This window comes from Chelatococcus sp. GCM10030263 (genome assembly GCF_042666455.1).
In the GTDB taxonomy this organism is placed as follows: domain Bacteria; phylum Pseudomonadota; class Alphaproteobacteria; order Rhizobiales; family Beijerinckiaceae; genus Chelatococcus.
This window is the reverse complement of record NZ_JBHTDB010000016.1, coordinates 285,193-310,403: the sequence shown is the minus strand read 5'-3', so window position 1 is coordinate 310,403 and position 25,211 is coordinate 285,193. Positions and strand designations below refer to the sequence as shown.

The 25,211-nt window shown below is 64.8% G+C and carries 19 protein-coding genes and 1 tRNA gene; 10 read left to right on the top strand and 10 right to left on the bottom strand.

What is annotated here, in order from left to right; genetic code table 11:
- Positions 1 to 229: 229 nt before the first annotated feature.
- The gene (locus ACFQU1_RS23810) at positions 230 to 1,585 is read right to left on the bottom strand and encodes an MFS transporter (RefSeq protein ID WP_378137461.1); all 1,356 of its coding nucleotides are present in this window, start codon (positions 1,583 to 1,585) and stop codon (positions 230 to 232) included.
- Between the two features lie 1,525 nt (positions 1,586 to 3,110).
- Here ACFQU1_RS23810 and ACFQU1_RS23805 point away from each other — a divergent pair.
- The 3 genes from ACFQU1_RS23805 to ACFQU1_RS23795 all read left to right on the top strand — a co-directional run bounded on the left by ACFQU1_RS23805 (position 3,111) and on the right by ACFQU1_RS23795 (position 4,519).
- Positions 3,111 to 3,725, top strand: coding sequence for a cysteine hydrolase family protein (locus ACFQU1_RS23805; protein ID WP_378137458.1), 615 nt, complete (start codon positions 3,111 to 3,113; stop codon positions 3,723 to 3,725).
- Positions 3,726 to 3,856: 131 nt separating this feature from the next.
- Positions 3,857 to 3,929: transfer RNA gene (locus ACFQU1_RS23800), tRNA-Cys, on the top strand.
- Between the two features lie 314 nt (positions 3,930 to 4,243).
- Positions 4,244 to 4,519 (top strand): hypothetical protein, encoded by a 276-nt coding sequence (locus ACFQU1_RS23795; RefSeq protein WP_378137457.1) that lies wholly within the window; start codon positions 4,244 to 4,246, stop codon positions 4,517 to 4,519.
- A 226-nt stretch (positions 4,520 to 4,745) separates the two neighbouring features.
- Here ACFQU1_RS23795 and ACFQU1_RS23790 read toward each other — a convergent pair whose 3' ends face one another.
- On the bottom strand, positions 4,746 to 4,988 hold the full coding sequence (locus ACFQU1_RS23790) for a hypothetical protein (protein WP_378137455.1): 243 nt from the start codon (positions 4,986 to 4,988) through the stop codon (positions 4,746 to 4,748).
- A gap of 267 nt (positions 4,989 to 5,255) precedes the next feature.
- On the opposite strand from ACFQU1_RS23790, the gene ACFQU1_RS23785 reads away from it, so the two are divergent.
- The 3 genes from ACFQU1_RS23785 to ACFQU1_RS23775 all read left to right on the top strand — a co-directional run bounded on the left by ACFQU1_RS23785 (position 5,256) and on the right by ACFQU1_RS23775 (position 7,486).
- Positions 5,256 to 6,269 carry a 2-dehydro-3-deoxygalactonokinase gene (locus tag ACFQU1_RS23785; protein ID WP_378137453.1) on the top strand — a complete coding sequence of 338 codons (1,014 nt, stop codon included), beginning with the start codon at positions 5,256 to 5,258 and terminating at the stop codon, positions 6,267 to 6,269.
- Positions 6,266 to 6,916, top strand: a complete 651-nt coding sequence (locus tag ACFQU1_RS23780) for a 2-dehydro-3-deoxy-6-phosphogalactonate aldolase (RefSeq protein WP_378137451.1) — start codon at positions 6,266 to 6,268, stop codon at positions 6,914 to 6,916. The genes ACFQU1_RS23785 and ACFQU1_RS23780 overlap by 4 nt, the downstream gene beginning before the upstream one ends.
- A 213-nt stretch (positions 6,917 to 7,129) precedes the next feature.
- Complete coding sequence (locus tag ACFQU1_RS23775; RefSeq protein ID WP_378137449.1) at positions 7,130 to 7,486, top strand: hypothetical protein; 357 nt, start codon at positions 7,130 to 7,132, stop codon at positions 7,484 to 7,486.
- 56 nt (positions 7,487 to 7,542) lie between these two features.
- Here ACFQU1_RS23775 and ACFQU1_RS23770 read toward each other — a convergent pair whose 3' ends face one another.
- The 8 genes from ACFQU1_RS23770 to ACFQU1_RS23735 all read right to left on the bottom strand — a co-directional run bounded on the left by ACFQU1_RS23770 (position 7,543) and on the right by ACFQU1_RS23735 (position 19,598).
- On the bottom strand, positions 7,543 to 7,758 hold the full coding sequence (locus tag ACFQU1_RS23770) for a hypothetical protein (RefSeq protein WP_378137447.1): 216 nt from the start codon (positions 7,756 to 7,758) through the stop codon (positions 7,543 to 7,545).
- Positions 7,759 to 7,908: 150 nt separating this feature from the next.
- Positions 7,909 to 11,484: a hypothetical protein gene (locus ACFQU1_RS23765; RefSeq protein ID WP_378137445.1), complete on the bottom strand. Its 3,576-nt coding sequence runs from the start codon at positions 11,482 to 11,484 to the stop codon at positions 7,909 to 7,911.
- Between the two features lie 317 nt (positions 11,485 to 11,801).
- Positions 11,802 to 13,634 (bottom strand): peptidase domain-containing ABC transporter, encoded by a 1,833-nt coding sequence (locus tag ACFQU1_RS23760; RefSeq protein ID WP_378137443.1) that lies wholly within the window; start codon positions 13,632 to 13,634, stop codon positions 11,802 to 11,804.
- A 362-nt stretch (positions 13,635 to 13,996) separates the two neighbouring features.
- Positions 13,997 to 15,262 carry a beta-ketoacyl-ACP synthase II gene (gene fabF, locus ACFQU1_RS23755; protein ID WP_378137441.1) on the bottom strand — a complete coding sequence of 422 codons (1,266 nt, stop codon included), beginning with the start codon at positions 15,260 to 15,262 and terminating at the stop codon, positions 13,997 to 13,999.
- Between the two features lie 75 nt (positions 15,263 to 15,337).
- On the bottom strand, positions 15,338 to 15,577 hold the full coding sequence (locus ACFQU1_RS23750; RefSeq protein ID WP_378138337.1) for an acyl carrier protein: 240 nt from the start codon (positions 15,575 to 15,577) through the stop codon (positions 15,338 to 15,340).
- Between the two features lie 285 nt (positions 15,578 to 15,862).
- Positions 15,863 to 16,600 carry a 3-oxoacyl-[acyl-carrier-protein] reductase gene (gene fabG, locus ACFQU1_RS23745; protein ID WP_378137439.1) on the bottom strand — a complete coding sequence of 246 codons (738 nt, stop codon included), beginning with the start codon at positions 16,598 to 16,600 and terminating at the stop codon, positions 15,863 to 15,865.
- 20 nt (positions 16,601 to 16,620) lie between these two features.
- Entirely contained in the window at positions 16,621 to 17,568 is a 948-nt protein-coding gene (gene fabD / locus ACFQU1_RS23740) for an ACP S-malonyltransferase (protein WP_378137437.1), read from the bottom strand.
- A gap of 47 nt (positions 17,569 to 17,615) precedes the next feature.
- Entirely contained in the window at positions 17,616 to 19,598 is a 1,983-nt protein-coding gene (locus ACFQU1_RS23735) for a methyl-accepting chemotaxis protein (protein ID WP_378137435.1), read from the bottom strand.
- A 211-nt stretch (positions 19,599 to 19,809) separates the two neighbouring features.
- Here ACFQU1_RS23735 and ACFQU1_RS23730 point away from each other — a divergent pair, with 211 nt between their 5' ends.
- The 4 genes from ACFQU1_RS23730 (at position 19,810) to ACFQU1_RS23715 (ending at position 25,176) form a co-directional block, all read left to right on the top strand.
- The gene (locus ACFQU1_RS23730; protein ID WP_378138335.1) at positions 19,810 to 21,462 is read left to right on the top strand and encodes an acyl-CoA dehydrogenase family protein; all 1,653 of its coding nucleotides are present in this window, start codon (positions 19,810 to 19,812) and stop codon (positions 21,460 to 21,462) included.
- 204 nt (positions 21,463 to 21,666) lie between these two features.
- Positions 21,667 to 24,018 (top strand): ribonuclease R, encoded by a 2,352-nt coding sequence (gene rnr / locus ACFQU1_RS23725; RefSeq protein ID WP_378137433.1) that lies wholly within the window; start codon positions 21,667 to 21,669, stop codon positions 24,016 to 24,018.
- On the top strand, positions 23,997 to 24,452 hold the full coding sequence (locus ACFQU1_RS23720; RefSeq protein WP_378137431.1) for a DUF983 domain-containing protein: 456 nt from the start codon (positions 23,997 to 23,999) through the stop codon (positions 24,450 to 24,452). Before rnr ends, ACFQU1_RS23720 begins: the two co-directional genes overlap by 22 nt.
- Positions 24,439 to 25,176, top strand: coding sequence for an NUDIX hydrolase (locus tag ACFQU1_RS23715; protein WP_378137429.1), 738 nt, complete (start codon positions 24,439 to 24,441; stop codon positions 25,174 to 25,176). Before ACFQU1_RS23720 ends, ACFQU1_RS23715 begins: the two co-directional genes overlap by 14 nt.
- Positions 25,177 to 25,211: the final 35 nt, after the last annotated feature.

Genomic DNA, 25,211 nt, shown 5'->3' with positions numbered 1-25,211 from the left:
CACAAATTCCCCACAAATTTGCTCGCGCTCTATTCGCATGCGCAGGCACAAAAACCCCGGCGCTTCGACCGAGGAACAGTGCGAGGCCTGGATGCGGGCGCCTTGGGATGAAGCGAAGGCGCTTCAGCGACCTCTGCCGGATCATAATGCTGCGCTTGCCACGGCGGTCATGCTGCCTCTGCCTCGGCGAACGAAGTACCCGAACCGGAGCTCGCCCCCGTTGGTGTCCTCACGCTCGCCTGACACGGCTCAGCAGCATGGCACCGACGCTGAAGAAGGCGATGAGGGCGACGAGCCCGGCGCCCCGCATACCGGTCGCCTCGGTTGCGAGTGCGACGAGGAGGGATGGGAGAAACGACGTCAGGTTGCCCGAGAACGCCAGAAGGCCGAAATAGCACCCGGCCGCCTCGGCCGGCACCAGACGCGCCAGCAGGCTGCGCGATGAGGCCTGCAATGGCCCGGCGACAGCCCCGATGATCAAGCCGCAGGCTACGAACAGCTTCTCCGGCAAGCTGCCGTAGAGCCCGTCTCCCGGCAGCGGCGGCGTGGCCGCAATCACGAACAGGATATGGTCGCGTCTGAGCGATAGTACGCCAAGGCAGAAGACAACGAGCACTATCAGTGCGCCCAGGATGACGGGTTTGGCGCCAAAGCGATCGTCGAGCCGGCCGCCGACGAGCGCGCCGATCATGCCAGCCACCGTCGTCAGGACACCGAACACACCGACCTCCGCGGAGCTCCAGCCGAAAAGTCCCGCGCCATAAACGCCGCCCAGGGAGAACAGCACTACGAGCCCGTTCTGATAGAGCATATGGGCGAGGAGGAAGCGCACCACCGTGCTGTCACGGCGCGCCTCCGCAACCGTTTCAGCAAGCTGTGCCAGAGCGTGGCGTATGACCTTGGCGAGCCGCTTGCCCGTACGCGGTGCATCCGGCGTAAACAGGAACAGGGGCAGGACGAAGATGGCGAACCAGACGGCGACGAGCGGCCCGGTGATGCGGTCCCCCTCCCGGCGCCCTGGATCGAGACCGAACAGTGGCTCGACGCCGAATAAGGTGCGGCCTGTCTCGGGGACCGCCGCGAGCAGGCCGAGGACGATGGCGAGCGAGACGAGCCCGCCCGCATAGCCGGCGGCCCAGCCAGTGCCCGAGAGACGCCCGAGGCGCTCCGGCGGGACCAGATGCGGCATCATCGCGTTATTGAATACGATCGCGACCTCTATCGCCACGGTAGCGACGGCAAAGGCAACGAGCGCGAGCATAACGCCGCCGGTCTCGACGTACCAAAGCGCGGCGGTTGCCGTGATCAGCACGACACCACAACCGGCGATCCACGGCTTCTTTGGTCCGCTCGCATCGGCGAGGCTGCCGAGTACTGGCGAGATAAGCGCGAGCGCCAGCCCGGCGGCGGCCGTGGCATAACCCCACAGCGCCTGGCCCTCGATCGGGTTCGGTGCCAGCACTGTCACGAAGTAAGGGGCGAATACGAATGTGGCGACCAGAGTGAAGAAAGGCTGACAAGCCCAGTCGAACAGCACCCATCCGACGAGCGCGCGACGGGGTGGATGAGGTGGTGATTGGCGCATGGCGGGGATCACGGGCGGACAACTAAATACAACACGATTGGATCTCCAGTATCCGAGCCCCAATATCGTCCTGCTCTTCGGGACCACGGTCTACTGTCTGAGCAATAGGGGGAGTCATGCAAGGACGGTTTGGTTCGCCATCTGTCGACTTGGTTAAAAACGGATTCCACAGAAATACAGAAGGCGCTTGATGCCGTTCGCGTCATCGGAAACGACACTGTAGATCCAGCTCGAATTTGAAGGACGATCGAGCAACGGCGGAACCATTATTCGCAGTAGTGAATGGAATTGCAGACCATTTTATTGGTCGCAAGCGAATGAGATGAGATCTACGACCGCCAAAGCAGGAAGCGGGCCGCATGCCGGACCTCGTATTCGATCCATCGACGAGCGCCGGCACCGGGTCGAAATAGGTCCGCTCATAGGTGCCGGGACAGGGCCGCCGCCGGGTTTGGCTAAAGCCGTCGACCGTCACGCCCCTCTCGCCCTACCCGCCGCCGACGATCTCGTCATAGACGAAACGGTCCAGGAACCACGCCGGCTTGCCATTCGGGTGGCGCACCACCTTCCGCTCCGACTAAAACTCCCCAAAACTCAGCATCTTAGGAGAAGGTCGTTTCTGGTCGACTTTCTCGCTTATGCGCTCGGGACCGTCGGGCCTCCGCCGCTTTCATGACGCGCACAGCTGGCCAGGGAATAAACACGCCGCTCATTCGTTAGCCTACCGATGCGCCCGAGCCTCTTGCGTCCCCCCGGACGCGATGTTGACCCCAGCTGCCCCCCATCGGGCGCATCACCCTCTCTCGTCTCGGGCGCGCCATGGCCCCGCGGCGAGGCGCGCGACTGGACCGTACAAGCTGGGAGCGGATTCGCGCGACGTTGATGCCGGAGCCGACGCATGGGGGGCGATCGCCAGTTCAGATCCGACATCTTCCCGCCCTGGCCGAGCACCCTTGGCTTCATTCTGGGCAGGCTGCAACCTCGCCAAGGTCAAGGGCCTGGAGAGAGGCCGACGGACCTCCGACAGCCTCAACCGGGGACCATGCGCGCACCGGAGCCGCGATACAGAGCGCGTGTCATCCTCAATGATGAGCGGCTTCGGGACCTCCACGGGCTGCTTCACGGCTGGGCCGCAGCGCCGGTTTCAGACACTGCCTCCACGAAATTGCTCAGGCTCGTCAGCGCCTGCATCCGGCGGATGGCGACCGACGGCAACGTGTCTCTCCACGTGGTCGAGCTCGACTTTGAAAGTCGCGATATCCGCCAATAATGGACGGTCGACATCCGTTCGGCAGCATGCCGCCCGGTGAACGACCAGGCCAATGCCTTCACCGGCAGGACCGTAGCGCCGCAGGACGCCGGCACGATCATTGAAAGTCGACCGAACAGAACTCATGGAGCTCAGCCCCATGAGCACCACCCGTCCACCGCCTTCAAGCGCTGTCGATGCTCAACTCCGTTTTCATTTCCTCAGGGGTTGATGGAACGGTCCAGCTTGCCCGCGATTTCCGTGCGGGAGGGCATGATGGCAAAAGACACCGATCTGAATTTCGGACCGCTCGGACCAGGCTGCATTCACATCTGCGTAGACATGCAACGCCTCTTTGCGGAGGACACGCCCTGGCGCACCCCATGGATGCCACGCGTCCTGCCGAACATTCATGAGATCGTCGCTGCCCGCCCCGACCGGACGATCTTCACGCGCTTCATCCCCGCCGAACGCCCGGGCCAGGGTCAAGGAACCTGGAAAAGATACTACGAACGCTGGGCGGATATGACGATCGAGCGGCTCGGCTCCGAGATGATCGATCTCGTCCCGGATCTCGCCCGCTTCGTGCCTCCGGCAAAGGTTCTGGACAAGCCGGCCTATTCCCCCTGGTTCGGCACATCCCTGCACGGGCGCCTGCGGCAGCACGGCGTCGACACGCTCATCGTCACCGGGGGTGAGACCGATGTCTGCGTGCTGGCGACGGTGCTCGGAGCGGTCGACCTCGGCTATCGCGTCCTCATCGCGACGGATGCGCTCTGCTCGTCGTCCGACGAGACGCACGACGCGCTCATGACCGTTTACCGCAACCGCTATAGCCAGCAGGTGGAGGTGGTGACGACCGATGTGGTGCTCTCCGCATGGCGCCGATGAGCATCCAACACCGGTTCCCGATGGCGTCCTCGCCAGCAGCTGTCGGGACCCGCAACTGGCGGTCGTCGGGACCGAAGCACAGACGATTTCTGATTGCGGCAAAACTGTGTTGATGATAGCGCTGTTTGGCCGGCCTCGTGGCGGAGTGTTACGCGCAGGAGTGCAAATCCTGTCACCCTGGTTCAAATCCAGGCGAGGCCTCCATTGCCGCCGCCGTTGGCCGGCTTCAGCTTGGTCCCGGCGCGGATAGGCTCAGGACCCAGGCGGCGTCGGTGCATTGGCCGGCGGACTCGCTCCGAAATGGCCCAGATACATGAAGGCCAGGGTGCCCAGCACCACGATAGCGACCAAGACAATCGTGACCGTCCACATGCGTCGATTCATATTCGCCACTCGCCCGCTGTCCGGCTCATCCGTTTCCGTATCTGACAAGACATAGGTCGGGGTAGGCACAGATCCAGCGCCCTCCGATATGGCGCCGCCAGGGAACTTCCGGTCACGGCAGCCGTTCGCCCGTCATGACAGCTGCAGCCGATACCCCCATCGAGCCGCGCCTTGTGCTGCGCGACGGAGAGAACGAACGTCTCATAACGACGCTCGAAGAAGCGCTCGCCTTCATCAATGCCCATCCGGTCGGCCACGCGGCCAACAGGGACGGCACGATCTATCGCCTGCAGAGGGCGCGTCTACCGGATGAAAAAGCCGAGGCTGAGGATGCCTTTCGCGCTTGGGTCGAAACGACGGGTCTTCTCGTCCGCGTCGAGGAAGGCTCAAAGAGCCCGGGCGATGCGTGATTCGATGCTGCTGCTCACGCCCATGAAAGCCGCCAGATCCATGAAGACGTCGATGCTGTCTCTGCAACAGCCGCCGCCGAACTCGCCGAGCCCTGATCCGCGACCGCCACAGCCGGCTGACCCTACGGATCCCACGAAGCCGCCACCGCCGCCGGTGGAGGAACCTGAGCCTGACGAGCCACCTGGAGAGCGGCCGGTTCCCAATCCGGATGAAAAGCCACCACCGTCATATGTCGCAGTCATTCTCGACGCGGGCAGGGCTATCCCGCTCGGAGCGATCGGGATCGGCCGACCGGGCTAGCGCGGCATCCATGCGGCCGCGCACATAGCCCCGTGAAATCAGCCGGTCCGCCTTCGCGAGGCGCTGCTCCTTCTCGGTGAGATCGGCCAATGCATCGCGTATGGCCGCATTGAGCGCGGCAAGCGCGTCCCCTTCCGCCTTGAGATAGGCCGCAACGATCTCGTCCACGTTCATACTCTCGACTCTGTCCACATGCGCGGAGTAGCACCATAACGCGTCGCGAAGGATATGAGAACAAAAAAAGAACATGCAGGAAAGAATGGCCCTGTGAACCGGCTCCGGCCGCATAACCAGTGAGAGTCTCCATGGGCGGGGCCGCGTTTGACATGGCCGCGATCGCTCCCCTAAGAGCAATCCAGGTCGCGCTATCGACCGCGGTCAGAGGACGGGGTGAACAGGATGAGCGGCAGCACCGTGCAAGGGAGCAGTGGTCCCATGTCGGCCGTTCCCACCGCCGCCGGGCCGCCCGTCCTCCTGGCGCTCGACTGGGGCACTTCGAGCCTGCGGGCCTTTCTCATCGACGGCAAGGCGGAAGTCGTCGATCAGCGTGCCAGCAGCCACGGAATCCAAAGCCTGCCGGCGCCCGGCGTGGCGGGTTTCGAACAAGCTTTTGCCGAACTTTGCGCCGCCTGGCTGGAGGAATGGCCCGGCCTTCCCGTCGTGGCCGGCGGCATGGTGGGTAGCGCGCAGGGCTGGATCGAGGCACCTTATGTGCCCTGCCCGGCCGACGTGTCGCAGCTCGCGCGCCAGGCCGGACGCGTGACGGCCGGGGACGGCCGCGTCATCCAAATCGCGCCGGGCGTGATCTTCGACCCGGCCGACGCACCGCCGGACGTTATGCGCGGCGAGGAAATCCAGATCGCCGGAGCCCTTGCCGACAACCCGGCGCTTGCCGGGCGGGCCTGCGTCGTGATGCCCGGCACCCATTCGAAATGGGTCGAGGTCGACAAGAGCCGCATCACACGCTTCGACACCTATATGACCGGCGAAGTCTTCGCCGTGATGACGCGCCACTCCATTCTCGGCCGGCTGATGACCGATGAGGCGCTTGATGCGGCGGCCGGCGATGCAGCCTTCGCGGCCGGCGTCGAGGCCGCCCGACAAAGCGGCCCCGGGGATCTTCTTCACCAGCTCTTTGCCGCCCGCACCCTCGGCCTCACGCACCGGTTGCCGGCCTCCGCGCTCAGGGATTATCTCTCCGGGCTCCTGATCGGGCAGGAACTGACATCCGGCCTCGGGCGGCTCGCTGCGGCCGGTCAGGATAGGCCGCCGATCGTTCTCATCGGCGACGTCGCGCTCAGTCAGCGCTATGTAAAGGGCTTGAAGCTGTTCGACGTCGCCCCTGCGGCGCTCCTCGGCAACACGGCGCCGAGGGGTCTGTTCCATTTCGCCGTTGCCGCCGGGCTCGTTACACCCGATGACAACGGCTCGAGGAGAGTAACGCCATGACCGGGACGAGCCGCGCAGCGCGTTTCGACGAGGCCTTCAGCGCCCTTCCCCTCATTGCCATCCTGCGCGGCCTCACGCCGCGGGAAGCACCCGGCGTCGCCACTGCGCTCTACGAGGCCGGCTTCCGGCTGATCGAGGTGCCGCTGAATTCGCCCGAGCCCTTCGAGAGCATTCGCATCATTCGCGACCTCCTGCCGACCGACGTGCTGGTGGGGGCTGGCACGGTCACGCGCATCGACGATGTCCGGCAGCTGGCCGACATCGGCGCAGATCTCGTCGTCATGCCTCATGGCGACGTCGAGATCATTCGCGCCGCGGTCGCAGCCGGAATGATCTGCACGCCCGGGATCGCCACCCCGACGGAAGCCTTCGCCGCCCTGGCGGCCGGCGCCGCAGCGCTGAAGATCTTTCCCGCAGAGCTCATCGGGCCGCCGATTATCAAGGCGATGCGCGCCATTCTTCCCAAGGACGTGCGGCTCGTTCCGGTCGGCGGCATCACGCCGACGACCATGGAGCCGTTCCTCGCAGCCGGCGCGGCCGGATTTGGCCTGGGGTCGGCGCTCTACAAGCCAGGATCGGCTGCGCAGGATGTTCGCGCCAAAGCAGTGGAATTCGTGAAAGCCTGGCGCGCCCTCGCATCCGCCTGAGGGCCAGGGCAGGCGCCGGACAAGCGGCGAATTCGACCTTTCCGCCCTGGATGGGCGCCTTACGGCGCGTTCCCTGAATCTATTTCAGATAACGGCTCACGCCCGAGATCAGAAGTCAGCCGGCAAATTGCGGTGGACAAATGCCGGTATTGCGCTTTCACTGATCACCGTACAGCCTACCATCAGCGTCCTTCTGTGCGGGAGTCGGTTGCGATGGGCGATGATCTGTTACGTCAAGCGATCGCGGCCATGTCGCCGGAGCGGCAAGAGGCCATTCGTCGGCGGTCTCTGGAGCTGCTCCGCAGTTGGGGCACCGTCGAACTCACCGAACCAATCCCCGATGCTGTGCCCGCGCAGGTTTCGCAAGAGGCGGGGAGCGCGTCTCCCGTGAACGGCCACACGATCGATCCGTCAGACCAAAAGCCGGCGCCTCAAGCTGGTGACAACGAGGCGCTTGCGGCACTCGTTCGCGCCGTTCAAGAAGCGATTGCCGCACGCCAGTTGATGGAAACAACGCCTGGCGCCCCACACCTTCGTGCGGGCGTTGCCAAGGCATCCTCGCTGGGTTGATCACCGAGGTCTAAGGGAAAGCTTGGCTGTCCCGTTTCGAAGCCCTAGAGCCGCGCCTATTCGGCACCCTCGGGACCGCCGATCCCTGGAACGAGCTGGTCATCACCGTAGCGGTCGTCGGGCGGCAGCGGCGACGCCGCATCGTCGAGCTGATCGTCGATGTAGTCCGGAGTACCGGGGCCGCCGTAGCCCCCCCGATGGGGCCCTGTCGTTGTGCATCCCACTGTGGCGACGCCGAGCGCCATCACCAGTGCCAGTCTGCTGAAACGCATGTGTTCCTCGAACCATAAAGCAGGTGCCTCATACGATAGGAGGAGCCCTGCCGGTTCAAGCGCCATTCGCGCATCGTCCCGCACAATTTGCATTCTTGCTTAAGACGCAGGTGCCTTCCCGCTGATGCGGGTGCGCCCACGCCGCCCCCGTCAGACCGAAAGGCTTGCAAGCGGCGTCGATGTCGGACGCTCGATATGCTGGTGAGCGTCCGCGGCCAAGGACGCGAGGGTCAAGCTCGCCGTCGCGGTGCCGGGTATCGCCATGGCCTGGGTGAGCTGGGCGACGGCCGCGCTCATCGAATAGGCTTCGTCCCCGGCCTCGATCCATGTGCGCGACGGATCGTCGGATGAAAAGTCGACTTGGAACTCACCGCCGCTTGTCGCGATCGAATAGCAGGCGTCACCGAACGCGTCATAGGCCATGCCAACGGCGAGCTCGCCGGCAGACCAGTCCTGGAAGTCGAAGACCACCTCGTCCAGGACCGCCGCACGCCCCTGCCCATCTATAACGGTCAGCGTGCCGCAGTCCTCTTTGTCGAAATGGAGACTGGTATCGGCCGTGCCGATCTCGACACAGGCATTGCCGCTGCCCACCTGGACATTGAGGCTGCCGTCCACCTGCCCGGCCGCCGCGATGCGATCGTCGCCGTTCAGCACGATATTGGCCGCGACATTACCCTCCACCGTGACCAGGTCGTTGCCGGCTTCGACCTCCACATACACATTCTCGATCGCAGCGCCACCGAGCTCCTCGCTACCGATGATGACGCTGTCGTTCCCGTTGCCGGTGAGAATGGCGATATCGCCCGCGAGTGACCGCACCGAGTCGTTGCCGTCGCCAGTATCAAGGAGGCCAAGCCCTTCTGCCGCCGGGCCGGTGCCTTGCGCAACCGCTGCGATGTCGAAGATGTCGTCCTGCCGAGTCAGCGTCAGGCTCTCGATGCCGGTCATTCGGCTGGTCGACGGGGTCGTGCCGTCCGACGGTTGCTGCTCGGCGACCTCGATCACCACTTTGCCGTCATCGCCGATGCGGGTGCCACCAGTCACTGCCTGCGTGACCGCATCGGCGAGATAAACGGCATCGGCGTCATCTCCGCCATCGACTGTTGCCCCGAGGGCATAAAGATAGGCGGCATCGTTGCCTGCACCTAGACTGACCACGGCGGCAGGGCCGCTGACTGTTGCGAGGTCGTCACCGCCGTTGAGCGTAATGGTGTCGTCGCCTCCACCACCCTCGTAAAGCGTGGCGCCGCTGTCGAAGATGTCGTCGCCCTCGGAGCCGATCACCGTGTCGTCGAACGACGAACCGTAATAGGCTTCGATGCCGGTCCCCTGGAGCTTGAACGTCTGGCCGTCGGCGCTCGCATCGAAGATCACGCGATCGGCATCGCCGGAATCGTCGCCGATGGCGTAGTTCACCCCATCGAGCACCTTGTAGGTGTCGTTGCTTTCGCCGCTCGCGTGAACCACGGTATCGGAGGCCTGCAGGATCACCAGATTATCGCCGTCGAGCTTGAGCTCGACCGACATACCCTTAGCCACGGGCGCATTGACCGGCTGCAGATATGTTTCCGTTCGCATTTGCGTCACGGTCCAGCCGTCGACGGCGAAGGACGAGTCCTCCACTTCGCGCGTCCTCAGCTCCTCCCCAATGGGCTGTTCGGCCGGCAGAACCTCGTCACTCTCGAAGTTTCTCTGCAGCAGCACGGTACGATCGATCTGGCCGTCCTTGGTCGCGCCGTTGCGCTCGGCGATCATGACATTGCCACGCCAGATCTTATCAAAGTGCGCATCCCGACCATCCGCTGTATAGGTGGTCATGGCCGTGCCGAAGAGCTTTTTATCTCTGCCGAGCCAGGAAAATTCCTCTTTGTCATAGATGATATCGATCAGTTCCACGGCGCCGGTGCTCGCGCGAAGTTGCTCCAGACCGCCGCTGCGCGCCTTCTCTTCATCAGTAAACTGGCCACCGAAAATATTATTGATCCGTTCCTGGTAGGCGTCCCAAAACCACTGCGTCGTCATCTTGTCACGCATGGCCCCTTCGATGGCCGGGGAATAGACGGCACCGAACCAATTCGCGACCGGCGAGGCATCCAGGGCAGCCTCCGTATGCAGTTCGTTCAGAACGGCATATTCGTGCATCAACCCGCGCCTCTCATAGTCCTCCATGAGTTTCACATATTCGATCGCCTGACCGACCGTGCTGAAGTTGGGAATGAGAAGCGTGACGAGCGCTGCGGGCGGGCAGACGACCGCCATCGTGGCCGCAAAGATGCCGCCGGCGACTTGCACGGCGGCATTGACGACATTCCACTTGGCCTGTTCGGATGCCGGATTCTCGGCGAGTTCGAGTGCGCTCTCGACGAGGCTGAAACCGGCGGCCACGGTGTTGGATGCCGCGCCGGCCACTCCGAGCCAGGTGACGATTTGCGCTGCCTTGGCACCATTGCCGACGACTTTGAGCGCATCGCTCGCGAATAGTGTCGCGTTTCCGAACAAGTCGGTGACTGTTCGGCCCACATCGGCCCAACCCTGCGATTGGGTAAGCTTGGCGACATCGCTGCCCACGGTCAGGATACTCGCAAGGGTGCCGATGGCTGCCTTTCCGAGGGCTTTAGTGCGGCCGCTGGCGCGCTCTCTTGCCGACGCATTCGCTTGGCCGAGAGCGTCGAGCTTTGCGAGATCCGCCGCCGTAACCGCCGTATTGCGGATGGAGATCGGCTTGAAGAGCTCCTGCACGGGGCTTTGGGTTTTGAAGGCGTCCGTCAGTTTGGCCAGCGACGCCTTCAACATCTCCTGCGTCTTTTGCGCCGCGGCGAGCCCCGCACTTGCGCTGGGGGTCAGCGGAGTTCCGGTTAAGCCCGGCCCGACCTGATCGAGGGCTTTCGGCCAGGCGTCGATGGCCATACCCAGAACCGCCTGCCCCAGCGATGCCCCGTTGTGCGCGATTTCGGCAACGGCGCGGAACTTGTCGGCCTCGGTCGCTTCGGACGAGTTGAGCACGCCTACCAGACGCATCAATGTACTGGCGCTACGCATGCTGCCGGTCAGCCGCAGAAGCGTGGTCGCCCTGTCCAACTGACTGTCAAGCACATTGATTCGGGATGTCAAACCGGTCTTTTGCATGAAGACATCGCGAATCTTGCCCGCCAGGCTGTCGCCGACGAGGCTCGCACTGGCGGCAGCGCCGTTGGCATAACGTTTCGTGAGCGCTTCTTCGCTGCTCTGATCGGCCAATTGCTGCCGCAGGTCGCGCCAAGCAATCGCCTTAGGGTCGCTGCTGGTGGCGAGATCGAATTTGAAGGCCTTGTTCAGCTCGGCTTCGACCTGGGCATAATAGGCCTTGTAAGCGGCCGCATCCTTGGCTGCATCGGCATTCGTCAGAACAGGCTCGGCGATAACGGGGGCCTGGTTCGCGAGCGTGAGACCGCCGCCGAGATTCGTCAGGTTCTGATCGATGCTGTCGCGTTCCTTGATGGCATTTGCCTTCATCCAGGCCAAGATCGCGCCAGCATACCTTTCACCCGTCCCAGCAATGTTGAGCGGCGCCGGCGCTTCATCCGCAGGGGCGGCCGGTTGTTCGGCGACCGTGACGAGATGATCGAGCAGGCTCTTCAACTCGGGATCGGCAACAACGCCTTGCAGAGACGTGACGAGTTCGACGAAAGCAGCATCATCGAACTGCGCTGCTTTCTCAAACTCTGTGTTGTCCTGATCGCTCATGCCGCTGCTCCTTCTGATGGAGGGGAGGACTTCGGCCACATATCGGCCCGCCCTACGGGCCATCCTCCCATCTCGGCCTGCTCCCTGGCGGCGCTCAATGCGCGAGCCGGCCGATCGCTCTGCTCGGCTCCCATTGGAGGTGCGAGCCCAGCGGCCTGTGTAAAATTAAAGCGAGTGCAGTTCTTGGCAGCGCGCGCGCAACTAATGATAAGCCCCGCAAATCGCTAAGGCTCGCAGCCGCAGCGATGCTGCGGCGATCTCCGCCGGGGCGATCGGCATCCTCTGCCGGCGTCCCGGGATGAGCAGCGCGTTCGTCGTTACGGTACGTCAGCTGCGTCGCCGCGAGACGACCGTGCGGCATCATCGCTGCCGGCGCTCTGCGCCGCCAAAGGCAGCAATCGCCCATCGTCGATCGTCACGATGCGATCGGCGGCTCGAAGCGCTGACAGTCGCTGCGCAAGGATAAGCACGGTCCGCCCCGTCATCGCCTTCAGCGCGTCCTGGATCACTCCTTGCGCCTCCTCGTCGAGGGCGCTCGTCGCCGCATCGAGCACGAGAATCGCCGGCTCGGTAACCAGCGCGCGCGCGATGGCGATGCGCTGTCGCTGCCCCGCTGACAGCGACGAGCCGTGATCGCTCAAGACCGTGTCATAACCCTGCGGTAGCCTGACGATGAAATCATGCGCCCCCGCACCCTTGGCCGCCGCGATAACCTTGTCCAACCCGAGCGTCGGATCGGCCCCGGCAATATTCTCGCGGATGGTTCCGCCAAAGAGCGTCACCTCCTGGGGCACGACACCGATCTGCCGGCGCAGCCAAACCGGATCCATGAGGCTGAGATCCATACGGTCGACCAAAATGCGGCCGTGCTCCGGCACATAGAAGCGTTGCATCAGCTTTGTGAGCGTGCTCTTGCCGGAACCGGTCGGGCCGAGGATGCCGACGGTCTCTCCCGCGGAAACGGTGAGGTTCATATTCGTCAGGATTTCACCGCGCTCCGGCCCATAGCGGAAGCACACGCGCTCGAAGGCGATATCCCCACGGATCGGCGCATCCGCACGGCCCAGAGGATGGCTCGTCTCGGCATGCGCATCAACGATCTCGCCGAGCCGCGCGAGGGCGATCTGCGCCTCCCGGAGACCGGGCCAGATCTTGACCAGACGCAACAGCACCATATGAATCTGGCCGGCCAGCATGGTCACGGCGACGAGTTCACCGATGGTCATCTGTTGGGCGAGCACCATCCGCCCACCGAGAAAGAGCACCGCGAGGATCGTCAGCTTGTGAAGGCCGCGCGCGATCTGGGTCGACCCGTTGGCGAGCGTCGCGACGCGCTGGGAGGCAAAGACATGCCCGGCCAGTTCCTCGTGCCAGCGGCGGTGGACAAGGCGCTCCATCGTCATCGCTTTGATGGATTCGATCGTCGCCGCTGTCGCCACGATACGCGACTGACGCTCCACCCCGCGCGTGAACCGCTCCTGCAGCCGGCGCACCAGAAGCGGCGCGGGAAGGGCCAGGAGTGCGAGATAGAGCGGGATGGCAGCTGCAACGACGAGCGATAGAAGCGGGCTATAAAGGGTCAGCGCTAGCAGGACGAGCACCGCGAAGATCATATCCATGGCCAACGGCAGCACTGACGCCGCCAGCGATCGTCCGATCGTCTCGATCGCCCCGAAGCGTGCAAGGAACTCGCCGATCGGGCGTGCTTGAAAATAAGTGAGCGGCAGGGCCGTGAGACGCACGAACAGCTGCTTGCCGAGATCAACCTCCATATGGCTCGCCACGCGGCTGGCCAAATGGCTGCGCAAGCCTGCGAGCAAGGCCTCCGCCACGAGGATCGCGGCAAGCACGACGACCACGACGTCGAGCATCGACAGATTGGCCTGCGCGGTGACGCGGTCGATGACGATGGCGCCGGTCACCAGCGCGGCGATGGCGAGAACCTGCAGCAGAACGGATGCGATCAGTATCCCCCCGAGGGCATATCGATCGCGCCTGATCGTCTCCGCCAGCGCGGCGGAGGCGAAGCTAAAAGCCCCCTCCCCGGCGCCGCTCATTTTGCGAAGCAGAACAGAAGCCAAAGCGGCGATGCCGCCCCGCGGTCCGTGATATCTGATGAGGCTCCTCGCCCCTGTAACGATGTCGGCCACGACATACCCCTTGCCGAGATCGTCCGATGCTCTATTCTAGAGTAAATCGTAAGTTAATATTGAGGCACGATTTTCATCTATTACAGATTCGGAACGATATGAACTCGAAACAGGCAGAGATATACCATCAATAGACTGCAATAGTCGTTGCAAAGCGCGCAGAACGAGTGGCCATAACAACCTGAAATTGCTATGTTTTCGGCAAATACGTCAATTGAACGGTAACCCTGCCGATAGCGGCAGATTCAACGCTATCGCGTGCGCGCCCGGGATAAACCCCAGTCGGACGAACCGACTAGGGGCCAGACAATGATGATAGTCAGGGATTATGGGTCGAACCGCGAGAGGTCGAGCAGCTCGCGTCAGGCGTCCAGGCGGCGGAAGATCAAGGACGCATTCGTGCCGCCAAAGCCGAAGGAGTTCGACAGCGCCACCTCGATGGGCATGGCCTTGGCCTTGTGCGCCACGAGATCGATCTCGGTCTCGACCGAAGGATTGTCGAGATTGAGCGTCGGCGGCGCCATGCCGTCACGAATGGCGAGGATCGAAAAAATCGCCTCGACCGCACCGGCCGCCCCGAGCAGATGGCCGATCGCCGACTTGGTCGACGACATGGTGAGCTGGGAGGCGGCGTTGCCGGCGAGCCGCTCGACGGCGCGCAGCTCGATTTCGTCGCCCACCGGCGTCGAGGTGCCGTGGGCGTTGATGTAGTCCACGTCCGAGAGCGCCATGCCGGCGCGCTTCAACGCCATCTGCATGCAGCGAAAGGCGCCGTTGCCGTCATCGGCAGGCGAAGTGATGTGGTGGGCGTCTCCCGAAAGACCGTAGCCCACGACCTCTGCATAGATGCGGGCGCCGCGCGCACGCGCATGCTCCAGCTCCTCGAGCACGAGGATGCCCGAGCCCTCGCCCATGACGAAGCCGTCCCGGTCGCGATCATAGGGACGCGAAGCGCGCTGCGGCGCATCGTTGAAATTGGTCGACAATGCGCGGCAGGCGGCGAAGCCTGCCATCGATAGCCTGTTGAGCGGCGATTCGGTGCCGCCGGCGACCATCACCTCGGCATCGCCCAGCGCGATGAGCCGGGCCGCATCGCCGATCGCATGCGCACCTGTCGAGCAGGCAGTGACGACCGCGTGGTTCGGCCCCTTCAGGCCGTGCGCGATCGACACATAACCGGATGCGAGATTGATGAGGCGGCCGGGGATAAAGAATGGCGACAGCCGCCGCGGTCCCTTCTCGGAGAGAATGAGCGAGGCTTCATAGATCCCGCCGATGCCGCCGATGCCGGAGCCGATGAGAACGCCCGAAGCGAACTGATCCTCATCCGCCTGCGGATGCCAATCGGCATCGTCGAGGGCCTGCCTGGCGGCTGCCATGGCAAAAACGATGAAGGGATCGACCTTGCGCTGGTCCTTCGGATCCATCCAGTCATCGGGATTGAAGGAGCCGTTGCTCCCATCGCCCCGTTTGATCGAACAGGCGATGCGGCAAGCGATATCGGAGACGTCGAAGTCTTCGATGGCGGCCGCACCGCTTTCCCCGTCAACGATCCGCTTCCAGCTTTCCTCGACGCCGCTCCCTAGCGGCGATACCATACCGAGACCAGTTACGACGACGCGTCTCATGCAATCACCGCGATGCCAACGTCTGGCCCCACGCGATGCACGGACCGGACGATCTGCCTCCTGAGCCCATGGCCCTCAGGCAGAGGCATTCTTCTCAAGAAATTTAATCGCATCGCCGACGGTGACGATCGTCTCCGCGGCATCGTCGGGAATTTCGACGTTGAACTCTTCCTCGAAGGCCATCACGAGTTCGACCGTGTCGAGGCTGTCGGCGCCAAGATCGTCGATGAAATGAGCACCTTCGACCACCTTCTCGGGGTCGACGCCCAGATGCTCCACGACAATCTTTTTTACGCGCTCGGCGATATCACTCATCGTTTCGTCCTCGTTCCACTCGCGAAGCCCTGATGCCAGGAAGCCTGCGATTTTCAAGACTTGACCCTCGGCCGGCGCTACACCGACCAGTTTCGCCTCATGAGTTCCATGACAAATCGGTCCTGAGCAAGACCGCCGGCCAGCTGGCAGCAAATCCACCAGATGACAACGGCTTGCACCCCGCCGAGCCCCGGACCTCTTCAAAGGCTTGTTAACATACTCGCTTCGGGATGGCGAGAGCCAGAAAGGCTTCGCAAGCGACTATCGCAACTTAGCCCAACGTCCTCAAATCATTGCCATTCCGCCATTGACATGAAGGGTCTGGCCGGTGACGTATGCCGCCTCTCGGGAGGCGAGATAGACGGTCGCAGCCGCACAATCCTCACCGCTGCCCAGACGCCCGGCCGGCACATTGGACAGAATCGCTTCCCTCTGCTTCTCATTCAGCGCATCCGTCATGGGCGAGGTGATGAAGCCCGGTGCGATGCAGTTGACCGTCACGCCGCGGCTCGCGACCTCTGCCGCAAGTGCCTTGCTCATGCCGATGATCCCGGCCTTGGACGCGGCATAGTTGCCCTGCCCGGCATTCCCGGTGACGCCGACGATCGAGCTGATATTGATGATCCGCCCGAAGCGGCGGCGCATCATGCCGCGTACCGCAGCACGCGACAGCCGGAACGTGGCGGTGAGATTGACGGTCAAAACCGCGTCCCACTCCTCATCCTTCATGCGCATGAAGAGATTGTCGCGCGTGATGCCGGCATTGTTGACGAGAATGTCGAGGCCGCCGAGCTTCTCTTCCGCAGCCGGCACCAGCGCCTCGACGGCTTGCGCCTCGCTCAGATTGACCGGGTGGATGTGCACCCGATCGCCGAGCTCTGCGGCAAGGGCCGCGAGCGCGTCCTCACGCGTGCCGGAGATCACGACGTCGGCGCCCTGCGCGTGGAGCGCACGGGCGATCGATCCGCCAATTCCTCCGGTCGCGCCGGTGACGACCGCCTTCATGCCGCTGAGATCGAACATCGCTCTTCTCCTGGTGGGCGTCAGCCGTTGCGGGCGGTGACGACGGCGGCGATATCGCCGGGCGTGCCGATCGCCATCGTCCCCGCGCCAGGCGCAATCCGCTTAGCGAGCCCGCTCAGAACCTTGCCCGCTCCGACCTCATAGAACATATCGACGCCCTCCGCCGCCATGAAGGCAACGCTTTCGCGCCAGCGAACCGTGCCGGTCACCTGGGCAACGAGGCTCGCGCGAATCGCCTCCGGGTCGGTGATCGGCGCGGCTGCGACATTGACGACGAGCGGCACGGCAGGCGGCGCGACACGGACTCCCGCGAGGGCCGCGCGCATGGCCTCGGCCGCCGGTTGCATGAGCGCGCAATGGAAGGGCGCCGAGACGGGCAGAAGAATGGCGCGTTTGGCGCCTCTCTCCTGAGCGAGCGTGAGGGCACGCTCGACGGCCACCTTGTGGCCGGAGACCACGACCTGGCCCGGACCGTTGTCATTGGCCGCCTCGCAGATATCGCCCTGCGCTGCGTCGGCGGCGACGGCCGCGGCTTCCGGATAGTCGAGGCCGAGAAGTGCGGCCATGGCGCCCACGCCGACCGGCACGGCGCGCTGCATGGCCTCGCCGCGAATCCTCAAGAGGCGCGCGGTATCGCCGACGGAGAGGCTGCCGGCCGCTGCGAGCGCCGAATATTCGCCTAGCGAATGACCGGCGACGAAGGCGGCATCGCGGCCGACGTCGATCCCGGCTTCGGCCTGCAGCACGCGCAAGACCGCCAAGCTGACGGCCATCAGCGCCGGCTGAGCATTGGCGGTCAGGGTCAGTTCGTCTGTCGGCCCCTCGAAGATGAGGTGCGACAGACGCTGCGAGAGCGCGTCATCGACTTCGTCGAAGACGGCACGAGCCGGGGCGAAGGTGTCGGCGAGCGCTTTGCCCATGCCGACCGCTTGGCTGCCCTGGCCTGGAAAGGTAAGTGCGAGCGACATGGCCTGCTCCGTGACAGGCGGCCGTCTCGCATCGCCTCACCCGCCTGTCAAGCCGCACTTTGCCGTCTTTGCACATTCACGAGGAACAGCCGGACCTCGCGTTCCAAGTGATTGGCCTGCTGTGTCAATCGCGACGACCAGTCGTGAACGAGGGACGCAGCGTCAGCGGCATTGGCGATGCGGGTCTCCACGCTGCGCATGGACGAAACGCCCGCACGCCCTTGCGCCGAAACGCTCTGGGTGGTCTCGGCCATATGACTCACGATGGCATGCTGCTCTTCGGCTGCCTGCGCCACGGCGGTGGCGATTTGCGAGAGATCGCCGATGATGGCGCTGACCTGACCAACCGAGGCCGTTGCTCCCTGCGACGCCTGGTGGATATCCTGGATCTTCTCGGAGATCTCGCTCGCAAACTGCGCGCTCTGGGTGGCGAGCGACTTGACCTCCTGCGCCACGACCGCAAATCCCCGTCCGGCCTCCCCGGCACGGGCAGCCTCGATGGCGGCATTGAGCGCAAGCAGGTTCACCTGCTGGGCGATCTGCTGGATGATCGTGGTGGTTCCCTCGATCTCGGAGGCCTTGTCGGTCACGCCGGTGATGCTGCGCACCGTCTGGTGCACCTCGCGCACGGCCCTGCCCGCCACCTCGTCGGAGCGCTTGGCCTGACTCGCGATCTCCGCGGTCGAGGCGGTCAGTTCCTCGATGCTGCCGGCCACCGAGGCGACATTCTGCGACACGGTGGAAACGGCACTATCGGCATCGCGCGCCCGGTTGGCGACATCGGCGGAAATTTCGTGCAGACGGGATGCCATCTCGTCGAGCTGGGTCGCGCCATCGCGCAGGTCGCTCAAGGTTTCCCCAATCGCCTGCTCGAAACCGACGATCAAGGCATTGGTGCGCATGCCCTGCTCGATGCTCGCCGCCCCCTGGCGCCGCTCGAGGGCGAGTAGCTCGTCGCGCTCGACCGCGTGATCGCGGAACACCGCGAGCGCGCGCGCCATGTCGCCGATTTCGTCGCCACGGCCGAGATCGCTCACCACAATTTCGGTGTCACCGGCGGCCAGCCTCCGCATGGCCTTGATGATGCGCCGGAGCGGCACGGCGATGCTGCGGCCGAGGAAATAGGCCAGACCGAGCGCCATGATCACCGTCAGGACCACCGCGATCGTCTGGCTTTCACTGGCCAGGCGGTTGACGCGTCCCAATCGCGCCGCCGCCTGCCGCTCCTCCTCGTTGGCTTGCCTGATCAGGCGCTCCATGATGGCGCCGAGCTCGTCGAGTTCGGAATCAAACATCAGCTTGACCTCGTCCAGCCGATGCTGGGCAGAGACCCAGCCCTCGAAGGCCTGGCGATAACGGGCAAGCTGGTCGGTGAGCGGCTGTAGGCCCTGCCCCCGGGCGCTGTAGGGACTGATCTGCGCAGCCAAGGATTCGAAATATTGCTCGAAGGCGCGCTGCTGGGCCGGTTCACGCACTAACTGATAGCTCTTTTCGCGCATGCGCATATTGGCGAAGGACAGAATGATGGGCTGTGCGGCCTCCGCCCGGCCTTGAAAGGGTTGTCCGGTCACAACGGCATCGAGGGTCTGTTCCGCGCCTTGACCAGTTTGGTCCACCGCGTTGGCCTGCGTATCAAGCCCGGCCTTGAGTTCCGCCAACTCGTCGATGCGGTGATTGAGCGATTCGAAACGTGCACCGACAGCCGCCGATTCACGACTGGAAGCGGCCGAAGAGAGCTTCTGCCGCAGCATTCCCGCTTCTGCCCGCGCCATGGCCGCGTGACGCCGCGTCAGTTCCTCGCCGCGCGGTCCGGGGTCGTTCAGCATCTCGTCGATGGATGCGCCGATGATCCGGATCTCGCTGCGCAGGTTCGACGCGACGCGCGCCGCCGAGACGGACGCGATGAGCGCGCTTTGGGCATTTTCCGCGAAATTTTGAGCGACCAGGGAGAACAGCGTTCCGACGACCAGCCCGGCGATCGGCACACCAGCCAGAAGCAACAACCTGCCTTCGAGAGAAATGCGTCTCATGCGCGGCAAGCCTGTCGTCCTCTCGGCCATTCCGTCGTCTGGATCAGAAAAACTTGCCATGCTTGGCATCTTTTTCTCTAAGATTCGGTGAAGCACCGCGCCGGATCCCGCGGCTGGCCTTGATTTCTGGACGGTCCCGTGGTCCGCCTTAAGAGGGGGTCTGCAACGAGGGTCGAAGACGAGGACGCCCGCATTGGCCGCAAAAGCAAGGATCCACGAAGTGTTTAACCAGGTGCCGCCGTTCACCGGCGTCAATCTGGTGGCTCTCGACCAGCCGCTGCTCGATGCGCTGAGCCATAACCACGTGGATGCGATCAGTGCCGGCTTCCTTTCATACGGCGAAGAATGGGGCAGCGAGGAGCGTTTCGATCTCGCGCGTCTCGCCAATACGCATACGCCGGCGCTTCGCACCCATGATCCTTATGGGCGCCGGGCCGATGTCGTGGAGTTTCACCCCGCCTATCACCTTCTGATGGGGGCGAGCGTCGCGAACGGGCTGCACGCCTCGACCTGGGATCCGGCACGCGAGACGCCGCAGACGTCGAGGGCCCCGGCTGCGCCCCGCACCGCTCATGTGGAGCGCGCCGCGCGCCTCTTCGTAGCCGCCCAGGTAGAAAGCGGCCACGTCTGCCCGATGACCATGACGCATGCTTCGGTGGCGACGCTGGAAACCGCACCCGAGCGGCTGCGCGATTGGTTGCCGCTCTTGCGTTCGCGCAGCTACGACAGCCGCTTCCTGCCCTTCTGGGAGAAGCACGGCGTCACCATCGGCATGGGGATGACGGAGAAGCAGGGCGGCACCGACGTGCGCGCCAATCTGACAGCGGCTGTGGCGGTGAGCGGCGACGAATATGCGCTGACCGGCCATAAATGGTTTTTTTCCGCGCCGATGAGCGACGCCTTCCTCGTCCTGGCGAAGGTCGGCGCCGAGCCGACAGCCTTCCTCGTCCCGCGCTTCCGCCCGGATGGCAATGTGAACGGGCTGCACTTCCAGCGCCTCAAGGACAAGCTCGGCAACCGCTCCAATGCCTCGGCGGAGGTCGAGTTCGACGAGGCCTTCGCCTGGCGCATCGGCGAGGAGGACAAAGGCATCCGCACCATCCTGCGCATGGTGCAGCTCACACGGCTCGACTGTGCCGTCGCCTCGGCGGGCCTGCTGCGCATGGGCACGGCGCTTGCCGTGCACCACGCCCACCATCGCTCCGTCTTCCAGCGCAAGCTCCTCGACCAGCCGGCGATGCGTGCGGTTCTCGCCGATCTCGCGCTCGAATCGGAGGCAGCGACCGCCCTCGCATTCAGGCTCGCGGCAAGCTTCGACCGCGCCCCGGCCGAGCAGCGTGAGGCGGCGCGCAGTCGCGTGCTGACACCGGTCGCCAAATTCGCCATCTGCAAGATGGCGCCCGGCTTTCTCTTCGAAGCCATGGAGTGCCTGGGCGGCAATGGCTACATCGAGGAGAGCCCGATGCCGCGCCTTTACCGGGAAGCCCCGGTCAACGCCATATGGGAGGGAGCGGGCAACGTCATGGCGCTCGACGTCCTGCGGGCGGCGACGCGGCAACCCGAGGCGGTCGCATCGGTTCTCGTCACCCTGACCGAGGAGGCGCGCGGCTTGCCCGGTGTCGAGCAGGCAGCCCGCGACGTGGAAGAAGCGCTCAAGGCACCGCAAGCCGAAGCGCGGGCGCGCTTTGCCGTCGTCCGGCTCGCGGCGCTTGCGGCAACCGCGGCCCTCGCCGGCTCGGCGCCGCGCGAGATCGCGGAGGCCTATGCGCGCACCCGGCTCGCAACGGCGCCCTGGCCGCCCGGCGCGAATGATCTCGGGGCGGTCACGGACCGGCTCCTCGCCCGCGTGCTGCCGTCCCTCTGAAGATCGCTGCGCGCGCCCTTCAATCCCGGCCTTAGTGTAAACTTATCTGCCTCGGCCCATCGAACTTCCAAGGCCGGCTCCATATATCAAGGCCTTGGTGGGGGTGCAATTGCAACCGACAGGGCGACCGACGGCATAGAGCCTGGGTGGCGATCTCTCGCCGCCCGTGCAAGAAACGACATTCACATCGATTGGACGAGTGACTTGGCCCGCCCCCCCAAATCTTCAAAAGGCGCCCCTCGCCAAAACGCGACCGGCAGCGACGGACATCTCCCGACCAAGGAGGCGCTCGCCGCCTTCATCGCCGAGACACCCGGCAAGGTCGGCAAGCGCGAGATCGCACGCGCCTTCGGCATCGGCGGCGGGCAGCGCATCTGGCTGAAGCGGATGCTGCGCGAGCTCGAGGACGACGGTCTCGTGAACCGTCGCGGCAAGCGCCTGGCGCGTGCTGAAAAGCTCCCGCCCGTCGTGTTGGCCGACATCACCGGTCGCGACAAGGACGGCGAGCTCCTCGCCGAGCCTGCGGAGTGGGACGCGGAAGAACACGGACCAGCGCCACAGATCGTTTTGGCCATGCCACGCCGGCCCCGTCCGGGACAGAAGCCGCCGGGCGTCGGCGACCGCGCCGTCGTGCGCGTCGAGGCGAGCGGCGAGGACGAGGGGCCGGCCTATACCGGCCGCGTCATCAAGGTCCTCGAGAAGGCGAAGGCGCAGGTGCTCGGCATCTTTCGCGCGTCGCCCGACGGCGGCGGGCGGCTCGTTCCCGTGGAGAAGCGCAGCCTCGGGCGCGAGCTTCTCATTCCGGCAGGACAGGCCGGCGAGGCCGAGGACGGCGACCTGGTGTCGGTCTCGGTGGCGCGGCAAGGACGTTTCGGCCAGCCGGTCGCGAAGGTGCGCGAGCGCCTCGGCTCCATCCGTTCCGAACGCGCGGTGAGCCTCATCGCCATTCACGCCCATGGCATCCCGCAGGCCTTCTCGCCGGGCGCCCTCAAGGAGGCGGAGCTCGCCGCTCCCGTTTCCGTAAAAGGGCGTGAGGACTGGCGCGCTCTGCCGCTCGTCACCATCGATCCCGCCGATGCCAAGGACCACGACGACGCGGTGCATGCCGTGGCGGACGACGATCCCGGCAATTCAGGCGGCTTCGTCATCACCGTCGCCATTGCCGATGTCGCGGCCTATGTGACGCCCGGCTCGGCCATGGACCGGGACGCCTTGCAACGAGGCAATTCGGTCTATTTTCCCGACCGCGTGGTACCGATGCTGCCGGAGCGGATCTCCAACGATCTTTGCTCCTTGCGACCTGAGGAGGAACGGCCGGCGCTCGCCGTGCGCATCGTCGTGGATGCCGAGGGCCGCAAGAAGCGCCATTCCTTCCATCGCATCCTCATGCGCTCGGCGGCCAAGCTCGCCTATCAGCAGGCGCAAGCAGCGATCGACGGCCATGCGGAGGCGGATGACCCGGCCGCCGCCCTCGTCGAGCCCGTACTTAAGCCGTTGTGGGCCGCCTATGGCGCGCTCGCCAAGGCGCGCGACCAGCGCGGGCCACTGGCGCTCGAGCTGCCGGAACGCAAGCTCATTCTGAAGGAGGACGGCACGATCGACCGTGTCGTCATCCCGCCGCGGCTCGATGCGCATCGCCTGATCGAGGAATTCATGATCCTCGCCAATGTCTGCGCGGCGGAGACGTTGGAAGCCGCGCATTCACCCCTGATCTACCGCGTGCACGACGAGCCTTCGCTCGAGAAGATGCGGGTGCTCGGCGAGGTGCTGGGATCGATCGGCTTGAAGCTGCCGAAGGCGGGGGCCCTCCGCCCTGCTCTCTTCAACCGCATTCTGGCGGCCGTACAGGGCACGGAGCATCGCGCCTTCATCAACGAGGTCGTCCTGCGCACGCAGGCCCAGGCCGAGTATTCGTCGGAGAACTACGGCCATTTCGGTCTCAACTTGCGCCGCTACGCGCATTTCACGTCGCCGATCCGCCGTTATGCGGACCTCATCGTGCATCGCGCCTTGATCCGCGCGCTGAAGCTCGGGTCCGACGGCCTGCCGGCAGGGGCGACCACGGCCGAGCTCGCCGAGACGGCCGCGCTGATCTCGACCGCCGAACGCCGCGCCATGGCCGCCGAGCGCGAGACGGTCGAGCGCCTCATCGCCCATCATATGGCCGACCAGATCGGCACGACTTTCAGCGGGCAGATCTCCGGGGTCACCAAGGCCGGCCTCTTCGTGAAGCTCGACGAGACCGGCGCAGACGGATTCATCCCGGCCGCCACCCTCGGCGCGGATTATTTCCGCTATGAGGAAGGGCGTCACGCCCTCGTCGGCAGCCGCACCGGCGAGACCCATCGCCTCGGCGACAGGGTGGAGGTACGCCTCATCGAAGCCGCGCCCGTAGCGGGGGCACTCCGTTTCGAGCTTCTGTCGGAGGGGCGACGCGGGGCCGCGTTGCGCGGTGGGCGAAAAAGCGCGACAGGAAAGAACCGCAAACCGGAACGTGCAACAGCGCGCGCGACCGTAGCGGGTAGGAGGGCGGCATGGCAGCCATCAGAGGACTGACCGACATCGAGGGCATGGACGAGAAGCGCGCTTGGTGGCCGGCCATCAAGAAGGGCTTCGCCTGCCGCTGTCCCTCCTGCGGTGAGGGCCGCCTGTTCTCCTCATTTCTCAAGGTCGAGCGCCGATGCGCGGCCTGCAGCGAGGACTTGAGCGCCGAACGCGCCGACGACCTGCCGCCCTATATCGTAATCAGCGTCGTCGGCCATGTGGTCGTCAGCGGCATCCTCGTCGCGGAGGCGATCTCGGAACTGCCGCTGTGGATGCACATGGTGGTCTGGCCGCTCATGACGCTGGTGCTCTGCCTCCTGATCATGCAGCCCGTCAAAGGCGCCGTCGTTGCCCATCAATGGGCGATGCGCATGCATGGTTTCGGCGACGAGACGGAGAACCCTGTCATGGACCGGGTCGGCGGACGGCTGCATGACGCTCGTTGAGCAGACGGAACGTCCGGCCGTTGTTCTCAAGCCGCGCGACGCCGCCACGCTGATCATCATCGACAGCAGTCGGCGGCGGCCGCGCGTTCTCATGGGTCGGCGCCATACCCGCCAGGTCTTCATGGGCGACATGTTCGTCTTCCCCGGCGGCCGCTACGAGCCCGACGACCGGCGGATGAGCGCGGCCGGCACCCTACACCAGACCGTCGAAGCACGGCTTCTCGAACGCTGCCGCGGTTCGGCTCTGGACCGCCCGCGGGCGCTCGCCCTCACCGCTGTTCGCGAAACCTTCGAGGAAACCGGCCTCGTCATCGGTACGAGGGATTACGGCACGCCGGAGAACGTGCCGCCGTCCTGGAGCGAATTCGCACGCCAAGAGGTCTTTCCCGAGCTTGACGGCCTGCATTTCATCGCCCGCGCCATCACGCCGCCGGGTCGCTCGCGCCGCTTCGACACGCGCTTCTTTGCTGTGAGCGCCAAGGCGATCGTCGGGGAATGTCCCGGATTCGTCGGGCCGGACAGCGAATTCGTCGAGATCGCCTGGGTGAGCTTCGCAGAGACCGAGCGCCTCCCGCTGCCCGACATTACCCGCATCATCCTCACCGAGCTCGAACGGCGGCTGGCGGCTGGTCTCCCCTACAGCGCGCCCGTTCCCTTCTTCTATATGACGCGCGGCAAGCCGCGCCGCGACGAGCTGGTCGCGCTCACTTCGATGCCGTCCTGACGGATCGTCGCGCCCGCCGACGAGGGGCTTGCATC

Bases quoted from the DNA above. Each gene is read 5' to 3' on its own strand.
- ACFQU1_RS23720 (WP_378137431.1), top strand. From the start codon at position 23,997: ATGGCAGCCATCAGAGGACTGACCGACATCGAGGGCATGGACGAGAAG.
- ACFQU1_RS23715 (WP_378137429.1), top strand. From the start codon at position 24,439: ATGACGCTCGTTGAGCAGACGGAACGTCCGGCCGTTGTTCTCAAGCCG.
- ACFQU1_RS23805 (WP_378137458.1), top strand. From the start codon at position 3,111: ATGGCAAAAGACACCGATCTGAATTTCGGACCGCTCGGACCAGGCTGC.
- ACFQU1_RS23735 (WP_378137435.1), bottom strand. From the start codon at position 19,598: ATGAGACGCATTTCTCTCGAAGGCAGGTTGTTGCTTCTGGCTGGTGTG.
- ACFQU1_RS23780 (WP_378137451.1), top strand. From the start codon at position 6,266: ATGACCGGGACGAGCCGCGCAGCGCGTTTCGACGAGGCCTTCAGCGCC.
- ACFQU1_RS23785 (WP_378137453.1), top strand. From the start codon at position 5,256: ATGTCGGCCGTTCCCACCGCCGCCGGGCCGCCCGTCCTCCTGGCGCTC.
- ACFQU1_RS23770 (WP_378137447.1), bottom strand. From the start codon at position 7,758: ATGCGTTTCAGCAGACTGGCACTGGTGATGGCGCTCGGCGTCGCCACA.
- ACFQU1_RS23810 (WP_378137461.1), bottom strand. From the start codon at position 1,585: ATGCGCCAATCACCACCTCATCCACCCCGTCGCGCGCTCGTCGGATGG.
- ACFQU1_RS23750 (WP_378138337.1), bottom strand. From the start codon at position 15,577: ATGAGTGATATCGCCGAGCGCGTAAAAAAGATTGTCGTGGAGCATCTG.
- fabG (WP_378137439.1), bottom strand. From the start codon at position 16,600: ATGTTCGATCTCAGCGGCATGAAGGCGGTCGTCACCGGCGCGACCGGA.
- ACFQU1_RS23775 (WP_378137449.1), top strand. From the start codon at position 7,130: ATGGGCGATGATCTGTTACGTCAAGCGATCGCGGCCATGTCGCCGGAG.
- fabF (WP_378137441.1), bottom strand. From the start codon at position 15,262: ATGAGACGCGTCGTCGTAACTGGTCTCGGTATGGTATCGCCGCTAGGG.
- ACFQU1_RS23795 (WP_378137457.1), top strand. From the start codon at position 4,244: ATGACAGCTGCAGCCGATACCCCCATCGAGCCGCGCCTTGTGCTGCGC.
- ACFQU1_RS23765 (WP_378137445.1), bottom strand. From the start codon at position 11,484: ATGAGCGATCAGGACAACACAGAGTTTGAGAAAGCAGCGCAGTTCGAT.
- fabD (WP_378137437.1), bottom strand. From the start codon at position 17,568: ATGTCGCTCGCACTTACCTTTCCAGGCCAGGGCAGCCAAGCGGTCGGC.